Consider the following 22,401-nt stretch of genomic DNA (forward strand, 5'->3'; position numbering starts at 1 on the left):
GGGCTGTCTGTGGCATTGGCCGAGCTGTAAGTGGTTTTGTCAGGCCGATGAAATGCAGCCAATCGCCCGTATGACACCGCGCACTAGGGGTGCGACAAATGTACGCGGTGGCCGATCTCGACCTGACTTTACCTGTGTTTCAGCCTTTAAAGGTGGAAAGCCTGCACTGCGGTGCGTAACTCTGCCCCAAGCTGAAGCAGTTGTTCGCCTTGATCGCGGCCTTCACCAATGCGTTGCAGGTTGTCATCGCCAAGGCTGTGAATCCGCTCGCTGTGGCCGCGAATCTCACTGACCGCGCCACTTTGTTGGGCTGTGGCGGCGGCAATGCGCTGAGCAATATTGGCAATGATGCGAATGGAGTTGACGATCTCATCCAGTGCACCGTCTGCTGCAGCGGCTTGATTGGCGCTGACTTGTGCGTGTTCCAATTGGCTGCGCATGGCTTCGACTGAATGCCGAGCCGCTTGTTGCAGGCGTGCAATCAGCTCCTGAATTTGTTCAGTCGCTCCGCTGGTGCGTTGCGAAAGCGAGCGTACCTCTTCGGCTACTACTGCAAAACCACGGCCCATTTCACCTGCTCGCGCGGCTTCAATGGCCGCATTCAATGCCAATAGATTGGTTTGTTCGGCGATACCGCGAATAACCGTAAGCACATTGCCGATGGTGGTGGTCTCTTCGGCCAAGCGCTCAATTGCCTGGGCGTTGTTTTGCACTTCACCTGCCAAAGTATGCAGCCCCGTGAGGCTCTGGCTGATGACTTGCTGACCTTGCTCCAGCGCTTTGTCGGCGTTGCGGCTGGCATCTGCAGCGTCACTGGCGTCGTCTGCAACCTGCACAATGGTCGACTCCAGGTTGCCCAATGCGTCGCGAATCTGGGCGGTGTCTGCTGCTTGTCGTTCCGCGCCTTGGTGCATGCCACCGTTGAGGTCTGCCAGTGTGCGGCTTGATCCGGCGACTTGCTCGGCATGCTCACGAATAGTGCCGACCAACTCAACCAGATAATTGCGCAGGTGGTTCAGGGAGTCCTCGATGTCTACCAGCTCGCGGGTCTTGTTGTTGAGCTTGATTGCTTTGGCAAAGTTGCCTTGCGCCCACGCCGACAAGGCAGGTACCAGCAAGGTCAGAACGCTTGTGAGGCGGCGCTGCAAGGTGTCGATGATCAAGGCAATGCACAGAATTAGTACAATCATTGCGCCCTGTAGCAGCCTTACCTCTCCTTGGATTTTGCCATGTTCGGCGCGTACCAAAGGCTCTAGCTCATTCAGGGCCTGAGTGACGTTATCGATTTGTGAGCGGGTAGCTCGGCTCAATTGATTGCGCTGCTCAATCAGGCCGACCGTTCTCTTCAACTCATTGGGGTAGCGGCTAAGCAGGCTGGTGAACTCACGCTTGAGACCAACACCACGGTCTTCTGTTTGGCTTTGGTCGCTGTTGGTGTCGAGCCCGAGCATTGCGGCGAAACCATCGCTGGCGGACTCATTGCTTTGCTTAACCCCAAGCAGAGGCAGGTCGGTGAGAATCTTTGCCTGTTGCTCAATGGCTTCGCGCTCGCGATCGACATCCGCCAGCAGTTCATTATTGGCGCTGACAATCATTTTGTTGCGGGCATGAGCAAGCTTGACCAAGTGCTGCGCAGCGCTAAATAGCGGCGCGTTGTAGCGTGCTGCCGCTTGTGAGTCAGCGCTGGCGGCATACTGCGCCAGTTGCTCTAAAGCTCCGGTCATTTCGCGCTCAGCTTGTACCAGCAAGCCTTGTGGGTCGCCAGCCAGTTTGCCTGCAGCGAGTAATTCACCGGCGCTGAAGCTGCGCAGATTATCCAGGTTGTTGCGTACGTTAGCGGCCAGCGCTGCGGGCAATTGGTCCAGCTCCGGTTGCAGTTCGTCAATGGCCTTCAGGGCTTCGCTGTGGCGCAGGGCGTCGCCGCTTTGCAGGTAATCGAAGATATTTAGACTGACGCTTTTCTGGAAGCGCTCAGACAAATTCATGTAGCGCTCCATCAGCGCATAAGGTCGCTCAAGCGCTTGTTGTGACCACCAGAGTGTAGCGCCTAAGGCGATACAGGCAGTGACGAGCAGGGCAGTGTTGAGATTAGTGAAAAACTTCAGGCGCATAGGGATCTACCGACAACGGAACGGTATGGGCATGTTCAACATGCCGTAAGTCCATGAAGTTATTGCGTTTTCATTACAAAAGTATGACGCCGGCGAAAATTGCCAAGTCGCCTGCAGTTGAGTCAGGTCTCTTTCGAGCCAGCTGCACATTTTTTGTTGCGCAACTCCGGGCAGGGAGCGCGGGTATAACGCTTCGAGCAATGCTAAGGTTGTAGTTCTAGTGCGGGTTTCCCTTATAGTGGGGGCCTGTTACGCAACCCTTGTCTGAGGTTGCGGTCGAACTACCGAATGCCGTAATAGAAGGACATTGCCATGCTGGATTGGAAGAAACGCACGACTGGCACGCGTGACACTGTCGACGACTCAGTCGGCAACGTACGCAGTTATTTTCGCGGAGGCTGGGTGACCAAAATCTTTGGCACGCTGCTCTGCATTTATCTATTGGTCGCGCTGGTGATTGGCTGGTATTGGAGCCAAGAGCCGGATCAATTCCCAGTTCAGCAGCATGCCGAGTCCGCCGCACAGAACGCGCAACGGCAGATGGTCAATGGTTACACCACAGTTGAAACCCTAAAGTATGTAGCTACAACCTTGCTCGATAAGCCGGGTGGATACCTGTCGAATGACCTCGCGCCTCCGGGGCTGTGGCTGGATAACATGCCAAGCTGGGAGCTTGGTGTGCTGGTTCAGGTGCGTGATCTGTCGCGAGCCATGCGCAAAGATTTCTCGCGCTCACAGTCGCAGTCAACTGAAGACGTCGATTTGGCCAAGGCTGAGCCGCGCTTCAACTTTGACAACAAAAGCTGGGCGCTACCCGCCTCTGAGTCTGAATACCGCGAGGGCATCAAATCGCTGGACCGTTACCTTGCGCGGCTAGCCGGAGACGGCAAGCCTGCTGCGCAGTTTTACACCCGTGCGGACAACCTCAATAACTGGTTGGGCGATGCTGCTACGCGTTTAGGTTCGCTGTCGCAGCGTCTGTCGGCGAGTGTGGGTCAGGTGCGCCTGAACACTGAGGTTAAACAAGAGTTGGTGGCGGCGGGTACGGCGGTCAAGGTTGACGAAAACGCCTATGAAACGCCGTGGATGCAGATCGACAACGTGTTCTATGAAGCACGGGGTCAAGCCTGGGCGCTCGCACAATTCCTGCGCGCGGTTGAAGTTGACTTCGCTGATGTACTGGCCAAGAAGAACGCCACTGTAAGCGTGCGTCAGATCATTCGTGAGTTGGAAGCAGCGCAAGAGCCTATGTGGAGCCCGATGATTCTCAACGGCAGCGGCTATGGTCTGCTGGCTAACCACTCGCTGGTTATGGCTAACTACATTTCCCGCGCTAACGCCGGTATCATCGACTTGCGCCAGCTGTTGTCGCAGGGTTGATTGGTGTCTATCTCGCCAGCTGAAGCCGCACATCGAGCGGCATCAGACGCGGAGCGAATTGCCTGGGTTGACGAGCAGGATTGTCAACTCGGGGCGTTGCCCAGAGCGGAGTTGCGCGAGCGCGGCTTGATTGGGCGCGCGACCTTCATCTTGCTATTCAACTCCGCCGGTTTGCTTTGCGTGCATCGTCGTACGCTGAGCAAAGCGTTGTATCCCGGTTATTGGGATGTAGCCGCTGGCGGTATGGTGATGGCCGATGAAAGTTATGCCGAGTCGGCTGCCCGTGAGCTGGAGGAAGAGCTGGGCATTAAGGGTGTGATATTGCAGGAGTGTCAGCGCTTCTTCTTTGATCAGACTGATAACCGTCTATGGTGTGCGGTATTTTCGGCGGTGTCCGATGCACCGCTGATTTTGCAGCCAGAAGAAGTGCTCGAAGCGCAGTTTATGACTGTTCAGCAAGCATTGGCGGAAGCCAGCGTAAAAGACTACTGCCCCGACTCACTGCAAGCCTTGCGTACCTATCTTGAAATCCAGAGTCATAACGGCAGCCATTAAGCCGTTCTGCTGAGTAACAGCCCAAAAACACCGCTTTGTTCAGGATATGTCAACAGGCTGTCCATGATGTTGAACATGGGCGGGTTAAAGTCGCTAAATCAGCGGTTAATGGCGCATTTTTATGTTTAGCATTGGCCAGTTTTATCGTTACACTGCGCGCCCTTTGAGCCACAGCTGTTTCGGTTGTGGTGCGCTGCCCCTGCCAGAGTGGGGCTTCGCGGTTGACGCTTGTCAGCCTATCGCTTTCAAACCTGTTGCGCCGTTCGACCTTGTTACGCCAACACGTTTCTGACCTGCCAAAGAGGAAAGCCGGTGGTCAAGAAAGCCTCGTCATTCGCCGCGTTAAGCGGTTTGGTGTATTCCACTGATACCGGTCGGCATTGCCCTGACTGTAATCAGCCGGTAGACGCCTGCATCTGTAAAAAGACCCTGATCCCCGAAGGCGACGGCATTGCCCGTGTGCGCCGTGAAACCAAAGGCCGTGGCGGAAAGACCGTCAGCACTGTCAGTGGCGTGCCTTTGCCTGAGGAGCCGTTGAAGGAGCTGGCCAGTGCGCTGAAAAAGCGTTGTGGCTGCGGCGGCGCTCTCAAGGATGGGGTGATCGAGATCCAGGGTGATCACGTCGAGTTGCTGCTCGAAGAACTCACAAAGCGCGGTTTCAAGGCAAAGAAATCTGGCGGCTAGGCCATAGCGGCTATGCTGGGTTTCTAAACTTACTGAGTGGATTGCCAGTCAACTACTTAGAAATCGTCATTTCCAGACTTTAATCTGTATAGGCACTGGCTGAGCCAGGGCTATTTATCGCAAGTAAGGGAGACTTCAATGTCTGCACGACGCACACGTAAAGATGACGGCAGCCAATGGACAGTTGCCGACAGCCGTAGCGTTTACGGAATTCGTCATTGGGGCGCGGGTTATTTCGCGATCAATGACAGCGGCCGCGTAGAAGTGCGTCCTAATGGCCCAGACAGCACCCCAATCGATCTCTATGAGCAAGTTGATGAGTTGCGTGCCAGCGGTCTTAGCCTGCCATTGCTGGTGCGCTTTCCGGATATTCTGCAAGACCGAGTGCGCCAGTTGACCGGCGCATTCGACGCCAATATTGAACGCCTGGAATACCAGAGCAAATACATGGCGCTGTACCCGATTAAGGTTAACCAGCAGGAAGCCGTGGTTGAGAACATCATTGCCACTAAAGACGTGGCCATTGGCTTAGAAGCAGGTTCAAAGCCGGAGTTGTTGGCGGTGCTGGCCTTGGCCCCCAAGGGCGGCACCATCGTCTGCAACGGTTATAAGGACCGTGAATTCATCAAGCTGGCATTGATGGGTCAAAAGCTCGGTCACAATGTGTTTATCGTCATCGAGAAAGAATCTGAAGTGCAGTTGGTGATCGATGAAGCGGCTGAGCTAAAGGTAGCGCCGCAGATTGGCTTGCGTGTGCGCTTGTCGTCACTGGCATCCTCGAAGTGGGCAGACACTGGCGGCGAGAAATCCAAGTTTGGTTTGTCGGCCGCACAACTGCTCTCGGTTGTTGAGCGTTTCCGCGAGGCCAAGCTGGATCAAGGCATTCGTTTGCTGCACTTCCACATGGGCTCGCAGATCGCCAATCTGGCCGACTATCAACACGGCTTCAAGGAAGCGATTCGCTACTATGGCGAATTGCGCGGCCTCGGCCTGCCAGTTGATCATATCGACGTGGGCGGCGGTTTGGGCGTGGACTACGACGGCACCCATTCGCGCAATGCCAGTTCGATCAACTACGACATGGATGACTACGCAGGCGTAGTGGTTGGCATGCTCAAGGAATTCTGCGATGAGCAAGAATTGCCGCATCCGAATATTTTCTCGGAAAGTGGACGCTCCCTGACCGCACACCACGCCATGCTGGTGGTGCAAGTCACCGACGTTGAAAAGCACAACGACGAAGTGCCTGTTATCGAAGACCGTGAAAGCCTGCCTGAAACAGTTGGCTACCTGGCTGACCTGCTGGCACCGACTGATTTTGAAATGGCCACTGAAACCTACTGGCGTGCCACTCACTACATGAGTGACGTAGCCCGCCAGTATGCCGAAGGCAAGATCAGCCTGGTCGAAAAAGCCCTAGCCGAGCAGTGTTACTTTGCGGTGTGTCGTCGCTTGTACAACTCGATGAAAGCGCGTCAGCGTTCACATCGCCAAGTGCTCGATGAACTCAATGACAAGCTGGCTGACAAGTACATCTGCAACTTCTCGGTGTTCCAGAGCTTGCCGGACACTTGGGCCATTGGCCAGGTATTGCCAATTCTGCCACTCAACCGCCTTGAAGAAGAGCCGCTGCGCCGCGCGGTGCTGCAGGATCTGACCTGCGACTCCGACGGTAAAATCCGTCAATACGTGGATGAACAGAGCATCGAAAGCAGCTTGCCTGTTCATGAAGTCCGCGAGGGTGAGGATTACCTCCTGGGTATCTTCCTGGTGGGGGCTTATCAGGAAATTCTCGGTGATATGCATAACCTGTTCGGTGATACCGATTCGGTGAATATCTACCAGAATCCGGATGGCAGCGTTTATCACGCCGGTATTGAAACTCACGACACCATCGAAGACATGCTGCGTTATGTGCACTTGTCGCCGGAAGAGTTGATGACCCATTACCGCGATAAAGTCGCCAGCGCCAAGATCACTGCACGCGAGCGTACGACCTACCTCGATGCTCTGCGTCTGGGCCTGACCCGGTCTTCGTACTTGTCGTCCTAACGTCAAGCCAATAAAACAAAACCGGCCTCGTGCCGGTTTTGTTGTTTCTGTGGTCAGGCTTCAGAAATCGGTTGGCGGGTGCACAACCCTAAATCTATCTTTCGATTTTCCTGAGTGCTCCTGCAGGGACTTTTCAATCATCAGGAAGTGGATCTGATGCCCACGCAGGTGATGCAGCACTACCCAGCCCCCATCACCCCAAAACCTCGAGCCATAAACGTTGCGAGTAACGGGATGATCAGCAGTAGCAGCAACTCCAGACGAATGCTCATGGTAATCAGGAATGCCTGGCGACGGGTAATCACGGGGGGCTGTCCTGCCTGAAGCGAGTTTCGCCAGTTGAGGTAGATGTAAGTCGGGTACACCGAGATTAAACCGACCAGAATGAACAGCGTCACTTTGCCGTGGAACACGCTGTTGGAAACGTAGTATTGCCAGCCTTTGCCGTACCAGATGACCCGAACCAATCCGGTGAGCAAGACTACGCCGGCGCACACGCCATAGGCTAAGTCGGTGACAACCAGCCGGCGAGCCCGCGCCAGATCCAGCTCTTTGTTGAAGGTTACATGCTCAATGCTGAGCAGTGCGAATAAGCCGAAAATCGAGATGTAGTGCAGGTACGCCGCTATTGCCTCGCCCATGTGACTTCCTCTGCAGATATTGCCTGGTTATTCATTAACAAGATGAGTTGGATTTGAATGGGTCAGCTATTTCAACCCGGTTGCGACCATTGTTCTTGGCCCGGTAAAGCGCCCGGTCCGCGCGTTTCATCGCATCATGTCCGGTTTCGGTTTCGCAAGTTAAGGCGCAGCCAATGCTGATGGTCAATGGCAGCTCGGTTTGTTCAAGGGTGAAGTGACTGTCGCCGATTTTACTGCGAATGCGCTGCGCTATTTGCTCAAGCTCATGGGCGTCTTTGACTTGGGCCAGTACCACGAACTCCTCGCCACCATTGCGCGTCACGATGTCATTGGGGCGAACGGCCGCTGAGACTCTGCGTGCGGTTTGCCACAACACCTGATCACCGGCGTCATGGCCATGGGTATCGTTGACCTGCTTGAAGCGATCGAGGTCGCAAAACAGCACGCCCAAATACACACCGCGATCATGGGCTGCGCGGTGCTCAACTGCGAGGAAGTGTTCGAGACCGGCACGGTTCCATAACTGGGTGAGTTGATCGAGCATCGCCTTACGCTGTTCGCGGCTGAGCGCGTCACGCAGTTGTTCGGTCTGATGACTGAAGCGGCGTAATTTCAAATAGCCTTCAGCCAGCGTTGCCATATCTTTAAGCAACTGTATTTCAGCTGGGCTCAGGACTTTAGGTTGCGAGTCTATTAAGCACAGCGTCCCCAAAGCTTGGCCCTCTTCGGAGAACAGCGGCTGGCCTGCATAAAAGCGCACATAAGGGTTGTCGGTGACCAGTTGGTTGTCGCGAAAGCGCGGGTCGCTGTGGGCGTCGCTGACGACAAACATTTGCGTACTTTTAATTGCCTGGTCGCAGAAGGAGATGCTGCGGGGCGTTTCGGCTATATCTAGACCGAGCCGTGATTTAAACCATTGACGATCACGGTCTATCAGGCTGACCAGCACCGTTTGCACGCCGAATAGGTCACGCACCACCCGGACAATGGTATCCAGATACGGATCGGCCGGGGTGTCCAGCAGCTCTTGATCGTCCAAAGCGGCTTGGCGTTGATGTTCAATTTCAGACAGTTTTTGACTTAGCATAATCGGGGTTCCACCAACCATTGTGCCGGTTCATGTGGTAAGCATAGGCGCCGAGGCTGATACCGCGTAGCGCCATAAAACATAAAAAAGCGAGCCACAGGCCATGATTTCCCAAGCCTTGCAGCAACCAGCCTAATGGCAAGCTAATTGAGACGGCAATCAGCATGGCGTTACGCATTTCCCTGGCTCGTGTAGCGCCAATAAAAAGTCCGTCCAGCAAGTAACTCCAGACTGCAATCAGCGGCAATAGTGCCAAGTAAGGTAAATAGTTATGCGCCGTTTCACGCACGGACTGGATATTGGTTTGCAGTTGAATGAACCAGTCCCCGGCCAGCGAGAAAAACAGGGCAAACAGCAGGCTCGCAACCAAGGACCAGCCGGTTGCCACAATCAAGCTGCGCCGTAGGGCATTGCGATCCTTGGCGCCGAGGGCGTGGCCACAGAGTGCTTCAACTGCATGGGCGAGGCCGTCCAAGGCGTGGGCGGTGAGCAATAAGCCGTTTAATAGCAGGGCATTAGCTGCAACGGTGGCATCGCCCAGGCGCGTGCCTTGTACGGTGATCAGGAAGAACACCAACTGCAGCCCCAAGGTGCGAATGAATATATCGCGATTAACGGCCAGCAGAGGTTGCCAACTGAGCCAGCGACGCAGCACTGACCAGTTGACCTGACCGCTGTATGGACGCAGCGCTTTGCGCGCGAGCCACAAACCAAGCAGGGCACCTGTCCACTCCGCTACGACCGAGGCCCATGCTGCACCGCTAACACCCCACTGCAAGCCGAGGACCAGGAAGAGGTCGAGCCCCACGTTCAGGATGTTAGTGCACAACAGTATTGCCAGTGGCCCCCGTGCGTTTTGGGTGCCCAGTAACCAGCCAATTAATGCATAAGTCGCAAGGGCGGCAGGCAGGCCAAACAAGCGGATCTGAAAGTAGTCGCGGGCCAATTGATTAAGCTCGGCCGAGGGCTGCATCAAGCTCAAGGCGATATGGCTGAAAGGCAGGGCCAGCAAGATCAGCCCTATGGCCAGTGCGCCGGCAAGTAGCAGGCCTTGGCAGAGTACTTGGCGCAGTGCGCCGCCATCTTCACGGCCAGCCGCTTGTGCAGCAAAACCGGTGGTGCCCATGCGCAAGAAGCCCATGGCCCAGGTCAGCAGGGTGTATAGGGTGCCGCCAACCGCTACGGCTGCCAATTGGTAGGCGTGTGGCAAGTGGCCGACCACTGCGCTGTCGACCAGGGCGACCATTGGCACTGAGACATTCGACAGAATCATCGGTGCGGCCAGGGCCCAGACGCGCTTGTGGGTTGGGCGATGCCGCCATGCTTCGGATAAATACTGGATCAAGTTGTCCACGCCTGACTGCAAATTAAACAAGCATGGCAGGCTGGGGCAGAAAGTTAAATCCGTTTGATGGCGCATTGAGCCCAGTTGGAGCCTGATGTCACACACTTGTCTCAGCCGTTATCAGTGCTGCGTCACCTGCAACCGTCTTGAGGCAAGCCCTTGCGATATGTGGGTGGGGATGGCGCTTCTCTACTGGTCTAAAGTATTGCTGTGATTGGGCTTTTGCGGGTTTCAATAGAGTACATGGCATTATGCTTGCGTTAATGGCACTGTTGTCATACAACTATTGCGTTATGATGTATACATAATCACCACAGGCCTTAAGATTCATGCTCAACCAAAACACTCAACAGCTTCCACGTCGCAAGCACAGAAGCCTTGCTCAAGAGCTTGTCGCAGAGCTTTCGCAGCGCATTCGCGATGGCGAGATCAAGCGTGGAGAGAAGCTGCCAACTGAGTCGGCGATCATGGCTGCGCAAGGCGTGAGCCGCACGGTTGTGCGAGAAGCGCTTTCTCGGTTGCAAGCCTCAGGTTTGGTTGAGACACGTCATGGCATCGGTACATTTGTAATAGATGTGCCCACCGCCAATGGTTTTCGGATTGATCCCGCGACAATCGTCACCCTGCGTGATGTGCTTAATATCCTTGAGTTGCGTATCAGCCTTGAAGTCGAATCGGCGGGTTTGGCTGCTCAACGCCGTAGCCCTGCACAATTGCAGGCAATGCGCGCCGCTTTGGATGCATTGAAAGACAGTGTGGCTCACGCCAGTGATGCAGTCGCTTCGGACTTCCAGTTTCATGTGGCGATTTCTGAAGCCACAGGTAACCGCTACTTCACCGACATCATGAGTCACATGGGCACCAACATCATCCCGCGTACCCGGGTGAATTCGGCAACCCTGGCCCATGATGACAAAGGCTTATACATGGCGCGCCTTGAGCGTGAGCATGAGCAAATATTCGAGGCCATCGAGCGTCAGGATGCCGAGGCTGCGCGAGCGGCGATGCGTTTGCACCTGACCAACAGTCGCGAGCGTTTGCGTCAGGCCCATGAGCAGGCCGAGACTGAAGCGCAAGCGTTACAGCCGACTGCACCCTAAAGCGAGCCAGCGGCTGGCTGTCTGATCATGGGAGTGCAATGAGCCGCCAGCCAACAGACCTTGGTCCCGCCAGCCCGCCAACATTGATTGATGTCGCGCGTGTCGCTGGCGTTTCGCCAATTACAGTGTCGCGTGCGTTGGGGCGTCCCGAGGTAGTTGCCGCCAGGACGCGTCAACGGGTGCTTGATGCTGTACGAGTCACTGGCTATGTGCCCAATCTTGCTGCTGGCGCGTTGGCCTCTAGTCGCAGCCGTCTGGTGGCTATCATGTTGCCAACCATCGCCAATTCAATTTTCTCCGACACAGTCCAAGCACTGACCGAGCGCCTTGCGCAGGCGGGCTACCAGACGTTGCTCGGTCTGACCGGTTACGATCCTGAGCAAGAAGAGGCGCTACTCAGTGCACTGTTGGGGCGACGTCCAGACGGTATTGTGCTGACGGGCACCGAGCATACGCCAGATAGCCGTCAACGCTTGGCGCGTGTCGGTATTCCCGTGGTCGAAGCCTGGGACCTATGCGAGCATCCACTGGACATGCTGGTTGGCTTCTCCCATGAAGCAGTTGGACGTACCGTGGCCAGTTATTTGCTGGGCAAAGGGTATCGGCGGGTCTCAGTGATCACCCTTGATGATCCGCGGGGCATCAGGCGCAGTGAGAGCTTGGCTCAAGCACTTGCAGAGCAGGGCGTGGCGACGGTAGCCATCGAGCGTCTTGCTGCGCCTGCGACATTGGCTACAGGCCGGGAAGGGCTAAGCCGTTTATTGGCCAGTGGTACAGCGGGGGATGTCGTTGTGTGCAGCTCCGACACCATTGCGCAGGGCGTATTGGCGGAGGCTGCCAGTCGTAGCCTAACTGTGCCTGAGCAACTGGCGGTGATGGGGTTTGGTGATTTATCCAGCGCGGCGCATATGCATCCACCGTTATCTACTGTGCGGGTTGATGGGTTGCGTATCGGCCGCTCCATTGCCGAGGCCTTGCTGGCGCGTTTTGTCGAGCCGTCATTGGCGCGCGAGCCATTGCGTTTGGATACGGGCTTCGAGGTGATTGAGCGCAGCAGCACTTAATTTTTTTTGGCTGTTGAATGATTGCGCAATCATCTTAAAATCAAAAGGGCTGTGTCTTTCCAGAAGCCTTGTGGTTGGGTGGTTATCCCCTGATCTACAAGCTCTATTTGATTCGACCAAGTGGAGACCCCAATGAACCAACAGCCCGCTATGACTTGCGCCGACGATGACCGTATTGCCTGGCTGCGCCTGCGCTCAGTGGCACTGCCGCTGGCCAACCCAATCAGTGATGCCAAAGTACTGACCGGCCGACAAAAGCCGATGACTGAAATCGCTATCCTGATTGCTGAAATTCAAACCCGTGATGGTCATCAAGGCATGGGCTTCAGTTACTCCAAGCGCGCTGGAGGTCCGGGCCAGTTCGCCCACGCGCTGGAAATCGCGCCGAATCTTATTGGTGAAAACCCCAGTGATATTGCCAAGCTGTGGGACAAACTTTGCTGGGCAGGTGCGTCTGTGGGGCGCAGCGGTTTGGCGACTCAGGCCATTGGTGCATTTGATGTGGCACTCTGGGACCTTAAAGCACGCCGCTCGGGCTTATCATTGGCGCGTCTGCTTGGCGCCCAGCGTGATTCAGTGCGTTGCTACAACACCTCCGGTGGCTTTCTGCATACCCCATTGGAGCAGTTGTTGAAAAACACCGATATCTCCCGTGAACAGGGTATCGGTGGTATCAAACTCAAGGTGGGCCAACCGGATTCAGCATTGGACCTGCACCGGGTTGCGACGGTACGCAAGCACTTGGGTGAATCTTTCCCGTTAATGGTCGATGCCAACCAACAGTGGGACCGGCCAACGGCGCGACGCATGTGTCGTCGCCTTGAAGACTTTAATTTGGTGTGGATCGAGGAGCCGCTCGATTGCTATGACGCTGAAGGCCATGCTGATCTGGTGCGCCAGTTCGACACGCCCATCGCCACCGGTGAAATGCTCACCAGCCCGGCAGAACATTGGGAGTTTATTCGCCAGCGCGCTGCGGACTATTTGATGCCTGATGCGCCGCGAGTGGGTGGTATCACGCCCTACCTGCGCGTACAGACGCTGGCCGAACAGGCCGGTATGACGCTGGCACCGCACTTCGCCATGGAGTTGCATGTGCACTTGGCTGCGACCCACACCCGCGAGCCTTGGGTCGAGCATTTTGAGTGGCTGGAACCGCTGTTCGAAGAGCGGCTGGAAACCCGTGACGGGCGTATGTTAGTACCAACTCGCCCAGGCTTGGGCTTGACCCTAAGTGAGCAAGTCGCGGGCTGGACGGTGCAGCAAGCCGAGGTTGGCCAGCGCCCTTAGAGAGCATGGCACTCCAGTTGCGCGGCTTTAAGCAATGCTTGTCTTACCTCCGCGCAAGCTGGGTTGTCATCATCCTCACGCCAGATCAGGTGCAGCGTACTCTGTACCCCGCTTGGCAGTTCAATTGGCCGGAAACAAAGGTTCTCCTGTTGCAGGCGTGAGGCACTGTAGGGCACCAATGCCAGGCCCATGCCGGAATTAACCAGCGAAAGAATAGTCAGGGTCGAGCTGAGTTTTTGGACAACTTTGGGTTGAATATGGTGGGTGCGGATCAGCCCATTGATCAGTTCATTGAACGGCTGCCAGGATGAAAGAATAAAAGGCTGATCATCAAGATCTTTGATTTGAATGAGCGTTTGTTTAGCCAGTGGATGTTGGCGGGGTACAGCCAACACAAAGGGCTCTTGCAAGAGGTTCACGCTTGAGATCCCCGGCTGTGCCACTGTCCTTCGCACAATACCTAGGTCAATACGCCTCTCCAGCAGCGCTTCATTCTGCTCGAAGCTGGCCATTTCCTGTAGCGTTACCTCTATATCGGGCAAGCGCTCGCGTAAATCGTTAAGTGCCCGCGGCAGCAAGCTATAGACCGCGTTGGCAACGAAGTTCAAAGACACCGCACCGATATCGCCTGAGGCTATTCGGCGTGCCCGCTGGGCGGCTTGTTCGGCTCGCTCAAGCAAGCTGCTAGCTTCCGTCAGAAAGGCTCTTCCAGCGGCCGTTAGGCTGACAGATCGGGTGCTCCGGCTGAATAAATTAACGCCCAGTTGGTGCTCAAGCAGGCGTATTTGCCGGCTTAAAGGTGGCTGGGTCATGTGCAGCCGTTCTGCTGCCTTGCGGAAGTTAAGTTCTGTCGCAACCATGGTGAAACAGCGGAGTTGGGCAAGCTCGAACATTGATTCAATTCGGGTATCAATAAGATGGTTAATTAGAATAGACCTTGTTGATTCTTGGCGTCATTCTTCTGGTTAATAATTTGCTTAACGAGAGAATGCGATGCCCTTAATCATCAATGCACAAGGCTCGACTGCCCGAGTTTCGCTGCATTTGATCAAGTGCTCGGGTAGTCAGCTCGTGAGTTTCTGTAAGGTGCTATTTGCGTTTAAAAAAATTGGCATGATCATGAAAAAGGCCAGCTACATGAGCTGGCCCTTTGCAGTTACGCATCGATCAGGTGCGGAGGATTTCGTTGATAACGCTCTTCTTTGGGCGGATGGCGCTGATCAGTTGCCAAACAATAAAGGCCACCGCCAAACCGAGGAATGCGGCCGAAATCGGGTTAGTGAGGAAGCTGGTGAAATCACCATCGGACATCATCAGACCACGGCGCAGATTGGTTTCTGCCATAGGCCCGAGAATGAAGCCAATGATAAACGGTGCCGGCGGGATGCCCGCTTTGACAAAGGCATAGCCGAGCACGCCAAACACCAAGATCGACCAGACATCGAACAGGCGGCTACTAAGGCCAAACGCACCGACAACGCACAGCACCAAAATGATTGGCAACAGGATGTGCTTCGGAATATCCAGCAGCTTGATAAAGATGCGCAGGCCGTAAAACTCCATGAACAGCATCAGGACGGTCGATACCAGCAAGGCGGCGAAGATGGTGTAAACCAGCGGGCCTTGGGTGATGAACAGCAGCGGACCAGGTTGGATGCCGTGAATCAGGAAGCCGCCCAGCAGAATCGCCGTAACGGTGTCACCGGGAATCCCGAGGGTCATGAGCGGCAACATTGCGCCACCGATTCCTGCGTTATTCGCGGTTTCACTGGCAACTACGCCACCCATGTTGCCTTTGCCATAGCTGTCTGGATCTTTCGCGCGTTTTTTCGAAATGATGTACGACACCAGATTCGACGTGCCTGCGCCAATACCCGGCAGAATACCGATGCCCAAGCCAATCAGGCCAGAGCGGGTGGCGTTAGGAATTTGTTCGCGAAACTCGCGCATCGAAAAGCCGAAGCCTTTGATGTTTTTCATGCTGATCGACTCGGCTTTTTCACCCTTGGGCGTACGGCCGTTCTCAGCGACTTTAATGATTTCAGCCACCGCAAACATACCGATCATCACCGTGAGCATGGCGAAACCGCCATTGAGTTCAGCAAAATCGAAGGTGAAACGACGAATCGCCTCAACCGGGGCAATTCCCACGGTGGAAACGGCAAAGCCCAAAGCGCCGGCAAACAAGCCTTTAACCATAGAGCCAGCAGAAAGCGTGGCAATCAGGGTCAGCGAGAAAACCGCGATGGCGAAATATTCTTGAGGGCCGAAGCGCAAAGCCACTTTAGCCAGTTGCGGAGCCAGAAACATCAGCGCAATAACGCTGAAAATAGTGCCCAAAAACGAGAAAACGATACCGGCACCCAGCGCCTTGACGCCTTCGCCTTTCTCCATCATCGGGCCACCGTCGAACACTGTGGCAATGGAGGAGGGGGTACCCGGAATCTTCAACAGAATGGCGGATATCAAACCGCCGGACGTCGCACCGATGAACAACGCCACCAGCAGCGATAAGCCAGCATGCGGGCCCATGGTAAAGGTCAGTGGCAGGCACAGGGCAACGGCCATGGTTGCGGACAGGCCAGGTACAGCGCCGAAGACGATGCCCACGGCAACGCCGATGCACATCAGCAACATAATGTGGACGGAAAAAACAGCACCGAAGCCTTGCTGCAATAAGTCGAGCATGGTCGATTCTCCTAGAAGCCAAACAGGCCGGATGGCAGCAGTAGGTCGAAGGCCTCACGGAACAGGGTGTACACCACAGCAGTCGTGATCAGCGCAATCAGCACGTATACAACGTGATTGACCTTTTGGTTAACGGGGGTGAGCACGATGAACTGCAGGTACAGATAAACCGTGGTCATAATCGGGAAGCCGACAGTCTTCAGCAGGGCAATGTAGCCGACGATCAAGGCCAGCGTTTTGACTACGGCTTTAACGTCCATTGGCTCGCTTGGGGTTTCGTCAGATGCGACCGAGCCCTCTGTTTGCGGCATTTTTACCACTGCAAGCAGGTGCAATGCGCCAAGCGCGCACAGCAATGTTGAGAGCAAGTAAGGGACGAAGGTTGCATCGATACCGCTATGGTGAGGCAGTTGGGTCGTCATTAGCAGGTAGCCAATACCGACGGCCAGCATGCAGCCGGCAATTGCCAGCTCAGATTTCTTGGTTGTAGCCATCATTAACCTCTGGGGATGTTCGCTTGGCGTAGGCCGGCCAATTGGCCGGCCCGGGCCCTACATCATTTGGACTGGCGCAGAGCATCCTTGTACTGCATGAAGTCTTCGCGGGTCTTTTTCAGGGTCGCAATGGCTTCTTCTGTGTTGTAGTAGGCAACAGGTTGTTTGAACGATTTCTTCAACTCTTCTGCGTACTCAGGCTTTTCAGTGATTTGCTTCATGATGTCGGCCATCTTTTTCACGATTGCCGGATCAGTGCCCTTTGGAAAGGCAACTACGTAAGGCTTGTCGATAGTGAAGTCGACGCCTTGTTCCTTGAAGGTTTTAACGTCGCCCAAGAGCGCGTTACGCTCAGCGTTTGGCTGGCCAAGCGCGTACATCTGGCCACCTTTAATATAGTCCTGAACTGAACCGTAGCTGATGGCGCCCAGATCCATGCGGCCGCCCAGCAGCGATACGACTTTCTCTGAAACGGTGCCGGCGTCGATCATTTTCAACTTAACCCCAGCCAACTGTTCAAACATCAGCCCTTGGATGTGCGAGAAGCTGCCGATCTCAGTGCCATAGGCAATGGTATTTGGATTGGCTTTGGCTTTGTCGATCAGCTCTTGCAGGGTTTTTACGCCCGACTGCTCGCCAGCAACAAAGATCGCGCCTTTGTCTACACCCGCGATGCAGGAGATATCGAAGGCGTCGTAGCTGTCTTTGGACAGACCGGCCACTTCGTTAACGATCAGTTGACCGGTGTGGGTGAACAGGATGGTGTTGCCGTCAGGTGCAGCCCCTTTTACCTGTTCTGCAGCCAAGGTACCGCCACCGCCCGCGACGTTGGTAACGACCATGCTTTTGCCAGTGATTTCGCTGAAATACTTGGCCATCATGCGGGCATTGAAGTCGGTATCACCACCAGGGTTAGCGATTACCACCACTTGCACTGGGCGGGTTGGCCAGCTGGCGGCGTCTGCTGCAAAAGCACTTGTTTGACTGCCTAAGACGCCCATGGCAATCATTGCAGACATTAGAGAAGCACGGATTGTTTTTTTCATTGGAATTCTCCGGTGGTTGATGGAAGCGCGCCTTAGCTGGCGCGACCCAAGCTTGGACGTTTCGGGTCGTACTGCCAGCCCGGAACGAGGTACTGCATTGCCATGGCATCGTCACGCGCGCCAGTGGCGACCCGCTTGTAGAGTTCATGGGCGCTTTGTATACGGTCTAGGTCGGGCTCGATACCCAGCCCAGGCCGTTGTGGAACTTGAACCTTGCCGCCAATGATTTGCAGCGGTTCGCGGGTCAGTCGTTCTTGGCCCTCTTGCCAGATCCAGTGAGTGTCAATTGCAGTAATTCGTCCCGGTACAGCGGCGGCTACATGGGTAAACATGGCCAGCGAGACGTCAAAGTGATTGTTGGAGTGAGAGCCCCAGGTCAGACCGAACTCAGCGCAGACCTGACCAAGGCGCACGGCACCTTGCATGGTCCAGAAGTGTGGGTCAGCCAGCGGGATGTCGACTGCTTCAAGGCGCAGCGAGTGGCCCATTTGGCGCCAGTCGGTGGCGATCATATTTGTGGCGGTGGCAATCCCGGTTGCGCGCTTGAACTCAGCCATGACTTCGCGGCCTGAATAACCATTCTCTGGGCCGCATGGGTCTTCGGCGTACGCCAGTAAATGGTTCTGCCCTTTGCACAAGGCAATGGCTTCATCCAGCGACCAGGCACCATTTGGGTCGAGGGTGACGCGGGCTTGGGGAAAGCGCGATTTGATAGCCGCCACGGCAGCCATTTCTTCGCTGCCGTGCATGACGCCGCCCTTGAGTTTGAAGTCGCTAAAGCCATAGCGATCAGCAGCTGACTCGGCTTGTCGCGCAATAGTTTCTGGGGTCATCGCCATGCTGTGACGGATGTTGTACCAATCGTCACCTGTGCCTTTTACATATGGCAGATCGGTTTTGCTTTGGTCGCCGATGTAAAACAGGTAAGCGAGCATGGGTACGCTGTCGCGTTGCTGGCCAGAGCCCAATAGCTCCGCGACTGGGACATTAAGGAATTGGCCAAGCAGATCTAGCAGGGCGGCTTCAACTGCGGTTATGACGTTATCCAGGCGCAGGTTGATCTCATGGGGCTGGCGCAGTACGGCGGCTTCAGCCTCGGATGTAACCTGGTGAGCGATGGTCTGTGGGCCGTCAGCCCTGCCTGAGAGTGCGTGCTGCACACCACGAAGAATTCGGTTGTAGGCACCAATTGAATGGCCTTCAACCAGCGGACGAATACGTTCGAGCGCTTGGCGAATACCTTCTCCGCCTGGCACTTCGCCTATGCCCATGTTGCCTGCGTTGTCTTTAAGCAGCACCAGATTGCGGGTGAAGTAGGGGGCGTGTGCACCGCACAGGTTGAGCAACATGCTGTCTTGGCCGGCGACTGGAATCACCTGCATGCTGGTTACTGTTGGGGCCTGATGCGTTCCTGACTGGCTCATTACAGCGTGTTCCGTGGGTTGGTTAGCCATTGGAACGATGAGTTCAGGTGACCCTTTAAAGAGGGTGTGTCCTGGGTATGCTTAGGAATCGCAGGCATAGGTGGATTCTCGTATTTGTTTTTATTGGATAAGTTATGCGTCGTCGTACGACATAGCAAATTTGTACCAATCACAGGCTGAGCTGTCAACGACGTTATGTGCTCAAATGATGCAAGGTCGTACGAGACTGCGCTTTTTTGTTGCGCTGTTGCCCATTGTAGACAGCCCTATTGCTGGAAATTCATCGCTCTAGACTTAAGTCGAATGAAAAGAAGTATTCTTTTTTGTAGTTGTACGATAACGTATCACTTCAGCTAAGGCTGCCAAACATACTCAAACGCCCAGGGTGTTCAAACAATGAATCCACAAGAACTAAAGTCCATCCTCTCCTCCGGACTGCTGTCTTTCCCAGTGACTGACTTCGATGCTGCCGGTAATTTCCGCGCTGATACCTATGCTCGTCGCCTTGAGTGGCTGTCGCCATACGGCGCTACTGCATTGTTTGCTGCGGGCGGCACAGGCGAGTTTTTCTCGCTGGCGCCAGATGAATACAGCTCCGTTATTAAGACGGCTGTCGATACCTGCGAAGGCGGTGTGCCGATTCTGGCTGGCGTAGGCGGACCGACTCGACTGGCCATCCAGTACGCGCAAGAAGCTGAGCGTCTGGGCGCTAAAGGCTTGCTGCTACTGCCGCATTATTTGACCGAAGCCAGCCAAGAAGGCGTGGCTGCTCACGTTGAGCAAGTGTGCAAGTCGGTAAAAATTGGTGTCGTGGTTTACAACCGCAACGTTTGCCGCCTCAATGCCACTTTGCTTGAGCAACTAGCAGAGCGCTGCCCGAACCTGATCGGCTACAAAGATGGTCTGGGTGATATCGAGTTGATGGTGTCGATCCGTCGCCGTCTCGGTGATCGCTTCAGCTACCTGGGTGGCCTGCCGACTGCCGAAGTCTACGCTGCGGCTTACAAGGCGTTGGGTGTACCGGTTTATTCATCGGCGGTGTTCAACTTCCTGCCTAAAACTGCGATGGATTTCTATCACGCAATCGCCCGTGAAGATCAGGCTGCTGTTGGCAAGATCATTGATGACTTCTTCCTGCCTTACCTTGATATCCGTAACCGTCGCGCCGGTTATGCCGTGAGCATCGTAAAAGCGGGTGCCAAGATTGCCGGTTATGACGCCGGTCCAGTCCGCGCACCATTGACTGACCTGTTGCCAGAAGAGTACGAGCAACTTGCTGCTTTGATGAAGGCTCAAGGTCCGCAATAAGCTGGCCTGAGTCATCTACACACTCGCTGAGCCGTTCTGGCTCAGCGTCTCCAGCCTGTCGTAAATACCGTTCTGAAACTTCGTAGCCCTACAACTGCAGTTGACTGTGGCTTGACCCGCGTAAGGGTCAGGCCAATAGTTTGTGGCGCTTTGGGTGTATGAAAAAAGCGTCATACACGCTACCAATACGATGGTCCTGTAGGGTGCGGTACCGCGCAGCTTGCCCACCATTGTTCAAACAGCCAGAGACCATCGTTTTATCCTCGCACATAAAAAAGCCCGCCAAGTGGCGGGCAAAGTGCTATGAAGGGAGGTCGAACAGTAACTGTTACAAAATTGACAGCGGGTAGTTGAAAATCAGGCGGTTCTCGTCAAATTCGCTGGTGCTGTAGTCACGACGAATTGAGCTGTTACGCCATTTCATCGATAGGCTTTTGAATGTCCCGCTCTGGACAACATAGGCCAACTCGGTTTCGCGGCCCCACTCTTTGCCATCGTCTGTCGTTGCAGTTTTGATGTTGTCACCGCTGATGTAACGGTTCATCAACGTCATGCCTGGGAGGCCAAGACCTGCAAAATTGAAGTCATAACGCAGCTGCCACGAGCGTTCTTTGGCGTTGTCGTAGCTTGAGTTGTAACTATCGTTCGCCAGGGTGCCACCGCTGGTGCCGTTAACGCGCATCCACTTGTCGTCGCCGCTGACTTTCTGCAAACCAACGTAGAAGGCGTGTGAACCCACTTTGGCCGAGAACAGGCCAGAGGCAGTTTGGTTATCCAGTTCGCCGGCGCGTTCGCTGCCGTCTTCGCTGCCCCAGAAGTAGCCAAGGTTGGCGCCAAGGAGCCAATCACCCACGGTTTGGGTGTGCACCAGATTGACGAACTGCTGGCTGTACACGTCTTCTAACTGTGCGTTCCACAGACTGAAAACTGTGCGGTCTTTGTTGAACGTGAATTCGCCGCCGACAAAGTTGAAGCGATCCGAGACGCCATTGCCGCCGCCGGTGCCGCCATTGAAGCTCATGTCTTCCATGCTGGCGTTGTCACGGGTGCTGTTCTGGCGGAACTGACCGCCGTAGAGCGTCAGGCCGTCGATTTCCTTCGAGGTGAGTTGAGCACCTTGGAAGGTTTGTGGCAGCGAGCGGCCGTCATCTGAGCGCAGGATTGGCAGCACAGCAAACCATTCGCCGACCTTCAATTCAGTTTTGGAAATACGTGCTTTTGCTGCGGCAGCAACGCGGCCGTAGTCGTCAGCAGGACGGCCACCATCATGCACTGGCAGCAGGCCGGTACCGGCTGTGCCACGACCGCCATCTAGCTTGATGGCTTCCATGGCCAGTACATCAAGCCCGAAGCCCACAGTCCCTTCGGTGAAACCTGAGCGCGCATCAAGCATAAAGCTCTGGGTCCACTCTTCGGCTTTGCCTTGGGGGTAGCCTGGGTTAGTGAAGTTACGGTTGATGTAGAAGTTGCGCAGGCCAATGTTGACCTTTGCGTCGTCTACGAAGCCTGCTGCATGGCTGCTAAGTGGCAGGGCGGAGGCTGCGATGGCGCTGGCAACTGCGAGTGAAAGGATCTTGCGTGGACTCATTATTATTTTGCTCCATGTGGAGTTGCTTCTATTCCCAGGTCTTTGACTCAGCCTTAAGCAGCCGCGACGAGATGCCCTGGAGTGGGATAAAAACGAATTTAATACTGGGCTGCGTCTTAGCGCTTCAGCGCGAGCATCAGGCTCACGACTGTGGAATATTGGGGTGATCGCTGCGGGGCATGGGGCAAGCGATTAGAGCGGTATGTACTCGTCATGGTGGGACCTGTTCTGTTTATTATTATTGTTGTGCGTCGTCGTACAACGGCTGAATTATTTGCAAACTGATTTGCTCTTGTCAACGTCTACTTTTGGATGATATGAAATATTTCAACTTATCAAAACTACTGTTTTTTTGCTTTTTTTCACGGTTTTTAGCCGATTTTTAGCAATAATTTCCCCCAGACAACTTTTTTAGAAAATTGACCGTTTTGAGATAAAGCTGGAGGATTTCTATATCTTTAGTCGTAGGATGACCTTAAATGCTTTCCTCTGATTGATTTGGCATCCGTACCAAGGTTTTTAGATGGGGCATTCTCCGCCAACA

At 54.9% G+C, this 22,401-nt stretch carries 17 protein-coding genes and 1 pseudogene; 8 read left to right on the top strand and 10 right to left on the bottom strand.

Annotation, left to right across the window (positions count from 1 at the left end):
• Positions 1-146: 146 nt before the first annotated feature.
• Positions 147-662: pseudogene (locus ACIGCM_RS08450) on the bottom strand (methyl-accepting chemotaxis protein); the annotation flags it as partial.
• Between the two features lie 1,761 nt (positions 663-2,423).
• Here ACIGCM_RS08450 and ACIGCM_RS08455 point away from each other — a divergent pair.
• The 4 genes from ACIGCM_RS08455 (at position 2,424) to speA (ending at position 6,782) form a co-directional block, all read left to right on the top strand.
• Positions 2,424-3,491 carry a DUF2333 family protein gene (locus tag ACIGCM_RS08455; RefSeq protein ID WP_397501593.1) on the top strand — a complete coding sequence of 356 codons (1,068 nt, stop codon included), beginning with the start codon at positions 2,424-2,426 and terminating at the stop codon, positions 3,489-3,491.
• A gap of 3 nt (positions 3,492-3,494) precedes the next feature.
• On the top strand, positions 3,495-4,046 hold the full coding sequence (locus ACIGCM_RS08460; protein WP_397501594.1) for an NUDIX hydrolase: 552 nt from the start codon (positions 3,495-3,497) through the stop codon (positions 4,044-4,046).
• Positions 4,047-4,358: 312 nt separating this feature from the next.
• On the top strand, positions 4,359-4,730 hold the full coding sequence (locus tag ACIGCM_RS08465) for a translation initiation factor Sui1 (RefSeq protein ID WP_397501595.1): 372 nt from the start codon (positions 4,359-4,361) through the stop codon (positions 4,728-4,730).
• A 138-nt stretch (positions 4,731-4,868) separates the two neighbouring features.
• Entirely contained in the window at positions 4,869-6,782 is a 1,914-nt protein-coding gene (gene speA, locus ACIGCM_RS08470) for an arginine decarboxylase (RefSeq protein WP_397501596.1), read from the top strand.
• A gap of 179 nt (positions 6,783-6,961) precedes the next feature.
• Here the strand turns inward: speA and ACIGCM_RS08475 are convergent, their stop codons facing one another.
• The 3 genes from ACIGCM_RS08475 to ACIGCM_RS08485 are packed head-to-tail and all read right to left on the bottom strand — an operon-like array spanning position 6,962 to position 9,852.
• On the bottom strand, positions 6,962-7,423 hold the full coding sequence (locus tag ACIGCM_RS08475) for a DUF2214 family protein (RefSeq protein ID WP_397501597.1): 462 nt from the start codon (positions 7,421-7,423) through the stop codon (positions 6,962-6,964).
• A gap of 34 nt (positions 7,424-7,457) precedes the next feature.
• Positions 7,458-8,510: a diguanylate cyclase gene (locus ACIGCM_RS08480; protein WP_397501598.1), complete on the bottom strand. Its 1,053-nt coding sequence runs from the start codon at positions 8,508-8,510 to the stop codon at positions 7,458-7,460.
• Positions 8,488-9,852: an MATE family efflux transporter gene (locus tag ACIGCM_RS08485; RefSeq protein ID WP_397501980.1), complete on the bottom strand. Its 1,365-nt coding sequence runs from the start codon at positions 9,850-9,852 to the stop codon at positions 8,488-8,490. Before ACIGCM_RS08485 ends, ACIGCM_RS08480 begins: the two co-directional genes overlap by 23 nt.
• 332 nt (positions 9,853-10,184) lie before the next feature.
• Between ACIGCM_RS08485 and ACIGCM_RS08490 the strand changes: the two genes are divergently transcribed.
• From ACIGCM_RS08490 to ACIGCM_RS08500, 3 genes are all read left to right on the top strand, one after another.
• On the top strand, positions 10,185-10,955 hold the full coding sequence (locus tag ACIGCM_RS08490) for a FadR/GntR family transcriptional regulator (protein WP_397501599.1): 771 nt from the start codon (positions 10,185-10,187) through the stop codon (positions 10,953-10,955).
• 38 nt (positions 10,956-10,993) lie between these two features.
• Positions 10,994-12,019, top strand: a complete 1,026-nt coding sequence (locus ACIGCM_RS08495; RefSeq protein ID WP_397501600.1) for a LacI family DNA-binding transcriptional regulator — start codon at positions 10,994-10,996, stop codon at positions 12,017-12,019.
• A gap of 132 nt (positions 12,020-12,151) precedes the next feature.
• Positions 12,152-13,309 (top strand): mandelate racemase/muconate lactonizing enzyme family protein, encoded by a 1,158-nt coding sequence (locus ACIGCM_RS08500; RefSeq protein WP_397501601.1) that lies wholly within the window; start codon positions 12,152-12,154, stop codon positions 13,307-13,309.
• Here ACIGCM_RS08500 and ACIGCM_RS08505 read toward each other — a convergent pair.
• The 5 genes from ACIGCM_RS08505 to ACIGCM_RS08525 form a co-directional block, all read right to left on the bottom strand.
• Positions 13,306-14,202 carry a LysR family transcriptional regulator gene (locus ACIGCM_RS08505; protein WP_397501602.1) on the bottom strand — a complete coding sequence of 299 codons (897 nt, stop codon included), beginning with the start codon at positions 14,200-14,202 and terminating at the stop codon, positions 13,306-13,308. The two genes, ACIGCM_RS08500 and ACIGCM_RS08505, sit on opposite strands and share 4 nt — an antisense overlap.
• A 274-nt stretch (positions 14,203-14,476) precedes the next feature.
• Positions 14,477-15,997 (bottom strand): tripartite tricarboxylate transporter permease, encoded by a 1,521-nt coding sequence (locus ACIGCM_RS08510; RefSeq protein WP_397501603.1) that lies wholly within the window; start codon positions 15,995-15,997, stop codon positions 14,477-14,479.
• Positions 15,998-16,008: 11 nt separating this feature from the next.
• Positions 16,009-16,491: a tripartite tricarboxylate transporter TctB family protein gene (locus tag ACIGCM_RS08515; RefSeq protein ID WP_397501604.1), complete on the bottom strand. Its 483-nt coding sequence runs from the start codon at positions 16,489-16,491 to the stop codon at positions 16,009-16,011.
• A gap of 62 nt (positions 16,492-16,553) precedes the next feature.
• Positions 16,554-17,537: a tripartite tricarboxylate transporter substrate binding protein gene (locus ACIGCM_RS08520; RefSeq protein WP_397501605.1), complete on the bottom strand. Its 984-nt coding sequence runs from the start codon at positions 17,535-17,537 to the stop codon at positions 16,554-16,556.
• A gap of 32 nt (positions 17,538-17,569) precedes the next feature.
• Positions 17,570-18,961: an enolase C-terminal domain-like protein gene (locus ACIGCM_RS08525; RefSeq protein WP_397501606.1), complete on the bottom strand. Its 1,392-nt coding sequence runs from the start codon at positions 18,959-18,961 to the stop codon at positions 17,570-17,572.
• A 396-nt stretch (positions 18,962-19,357) separates the two neighbouring features.
• On the opposite strand from ACIGCM_RS08525, the gene kdgD reads away from it, so the two are divergent.
• Entirely contained in the window at positions 19,358-20,269 is a 912-nt protein-coding gene (gene kdgD / locus ACIGCM_RS08530) for a 5-dehydro-4-deoxyglucarate dehydratase (protein ID WP_397501607.1), read from the top strand.
• A 328-nt stretch (positions 20,270-20,597) separates the two neighbouring features.
• On the opposite strand, the gene ACIGCM_RS08535 is transcribed toward kdgD, so the two are convergent.
• Positions 20,598-21,857: an OprD family porin gene (locus ACIGCM_RS08535; RefSeq protein WP_397501608.1), complete on the bottom strand. Its 1,260-nt coding sequence runs from the start codon at positions 21,855-21,857 to the stop codon at positions 20,598-20,600.
• Positions 21,858-22,401: the final 544 nt, after the last annotated feature.

Origin of the sequence: Pseudomonas sp. NPDC078700, assembly GCF_044542375.1 — a bacterium.
GTDB lineage: Bacteria > Pseudomonadota > Gammaproteobacteria > Pseudomonadales > Pseudomonadaceae > Aquipseudomonas.

Bases quoted from the DNA above. Each gene is read 5' to 3' on its own strand.
- ACIGCM_RS08455 (WP_397501593.1), top strand. From the start codon at position 2,424: ATGCTGGATTGGAAGAAACGCACGACTGGCACGCGTGACACTGTCGAC.
- speA (WP_397501596.1), top strand. From the start codon at position 4,869: ATGTCTGCACGACGCACACGTAAAGATGACGGCAGCCAATGGACAGTT.
- ACIGCM_RS08475 (WP_397501597.1), bottom strand. From the start codon at position 7,423: ATGGGCGAGGCAATAGCGGCGTACCTGCACTACATCTCGATTTTCGGC.
- ACIGCM_RS08480 (WP_397501598.1), bottom strand. From the start codon at position 8,510: ATGCTAAGTCAAAAACTGTCTGAAATTGAACATCAACGCCAAGCCGCT.
- ACIGCM_RS08490 (WP_397501599.1), top strand. From the start codon at position 10,185: ATGCTCAACCAAAACACTCAACAGCTTCCACGTCGCAAGCACAGAAGC.
- ACIGCM_RS08495 (WP_397501600.1), top strand. From the start codon at position 10,994: ATGAGCCGCCAGCCAACAGACCTTGGTCCCGCCAGCCCGCCAACATTG.
- ACIGCM_RS08500 (WP_397501601.1), top strand. From the start codon at position 12,152: ATGAACCAACAGCCCGCTATGACTTGCGCCGACGATGACCGTATTGCC.
- ACIGCM_RS08505 (WP_397501602.1), bottom strand. From the start codon at position 14,202: ATGTTCGAGCTTGCCCAACTCCGCTGTTTCACCATGGTTGCGACAGAA.
- ACIGCM_RS08510 (WP_397501603.1), bottom strand. From the start codon at position 15,997: ATGCTCGACTTATTGCAGCAAGGCTTCGGTGCTGTTTTTTCCGTCCAC.
- ACIGCM_RS08515 (WP_397501604.1), bottom strand. From the start codon at position 16,491: ATGGCTACAACCAAGAAATCTGAGCTGGCAATTGCCGGCTGCATGCTG.
- ACIGCM_RS08520 (WP_397501605.1), bottom strand. From the start codon at position 17,537: ATGAAAAAAACAATCCGTGCTTCTCTAATGTCTGCAATGATTGCCATG.
- ACIGCM_RS08525 (WP_397501606.1), bottom strand. From the start codon at position 18,961: ATGAGCCAGTCAGGAACGCATCAGGCCCCAACAGTAACCAGCATGCAG.
- kdgD (WP_397501607.1), top strand. From the start codon at position 19,358: ATGAATCCACAAGAACTAAAGTCCATCCTCTCCTCCGGACTGCTGTCT.
- ACIGCM_RS08535 (WP_397501608.1), bottom strand. From the start codon at position 21,857: ATGAGTCCACGCAAGATCCTTTCACTCGCAGTTGCCAGCGCCATCGCA.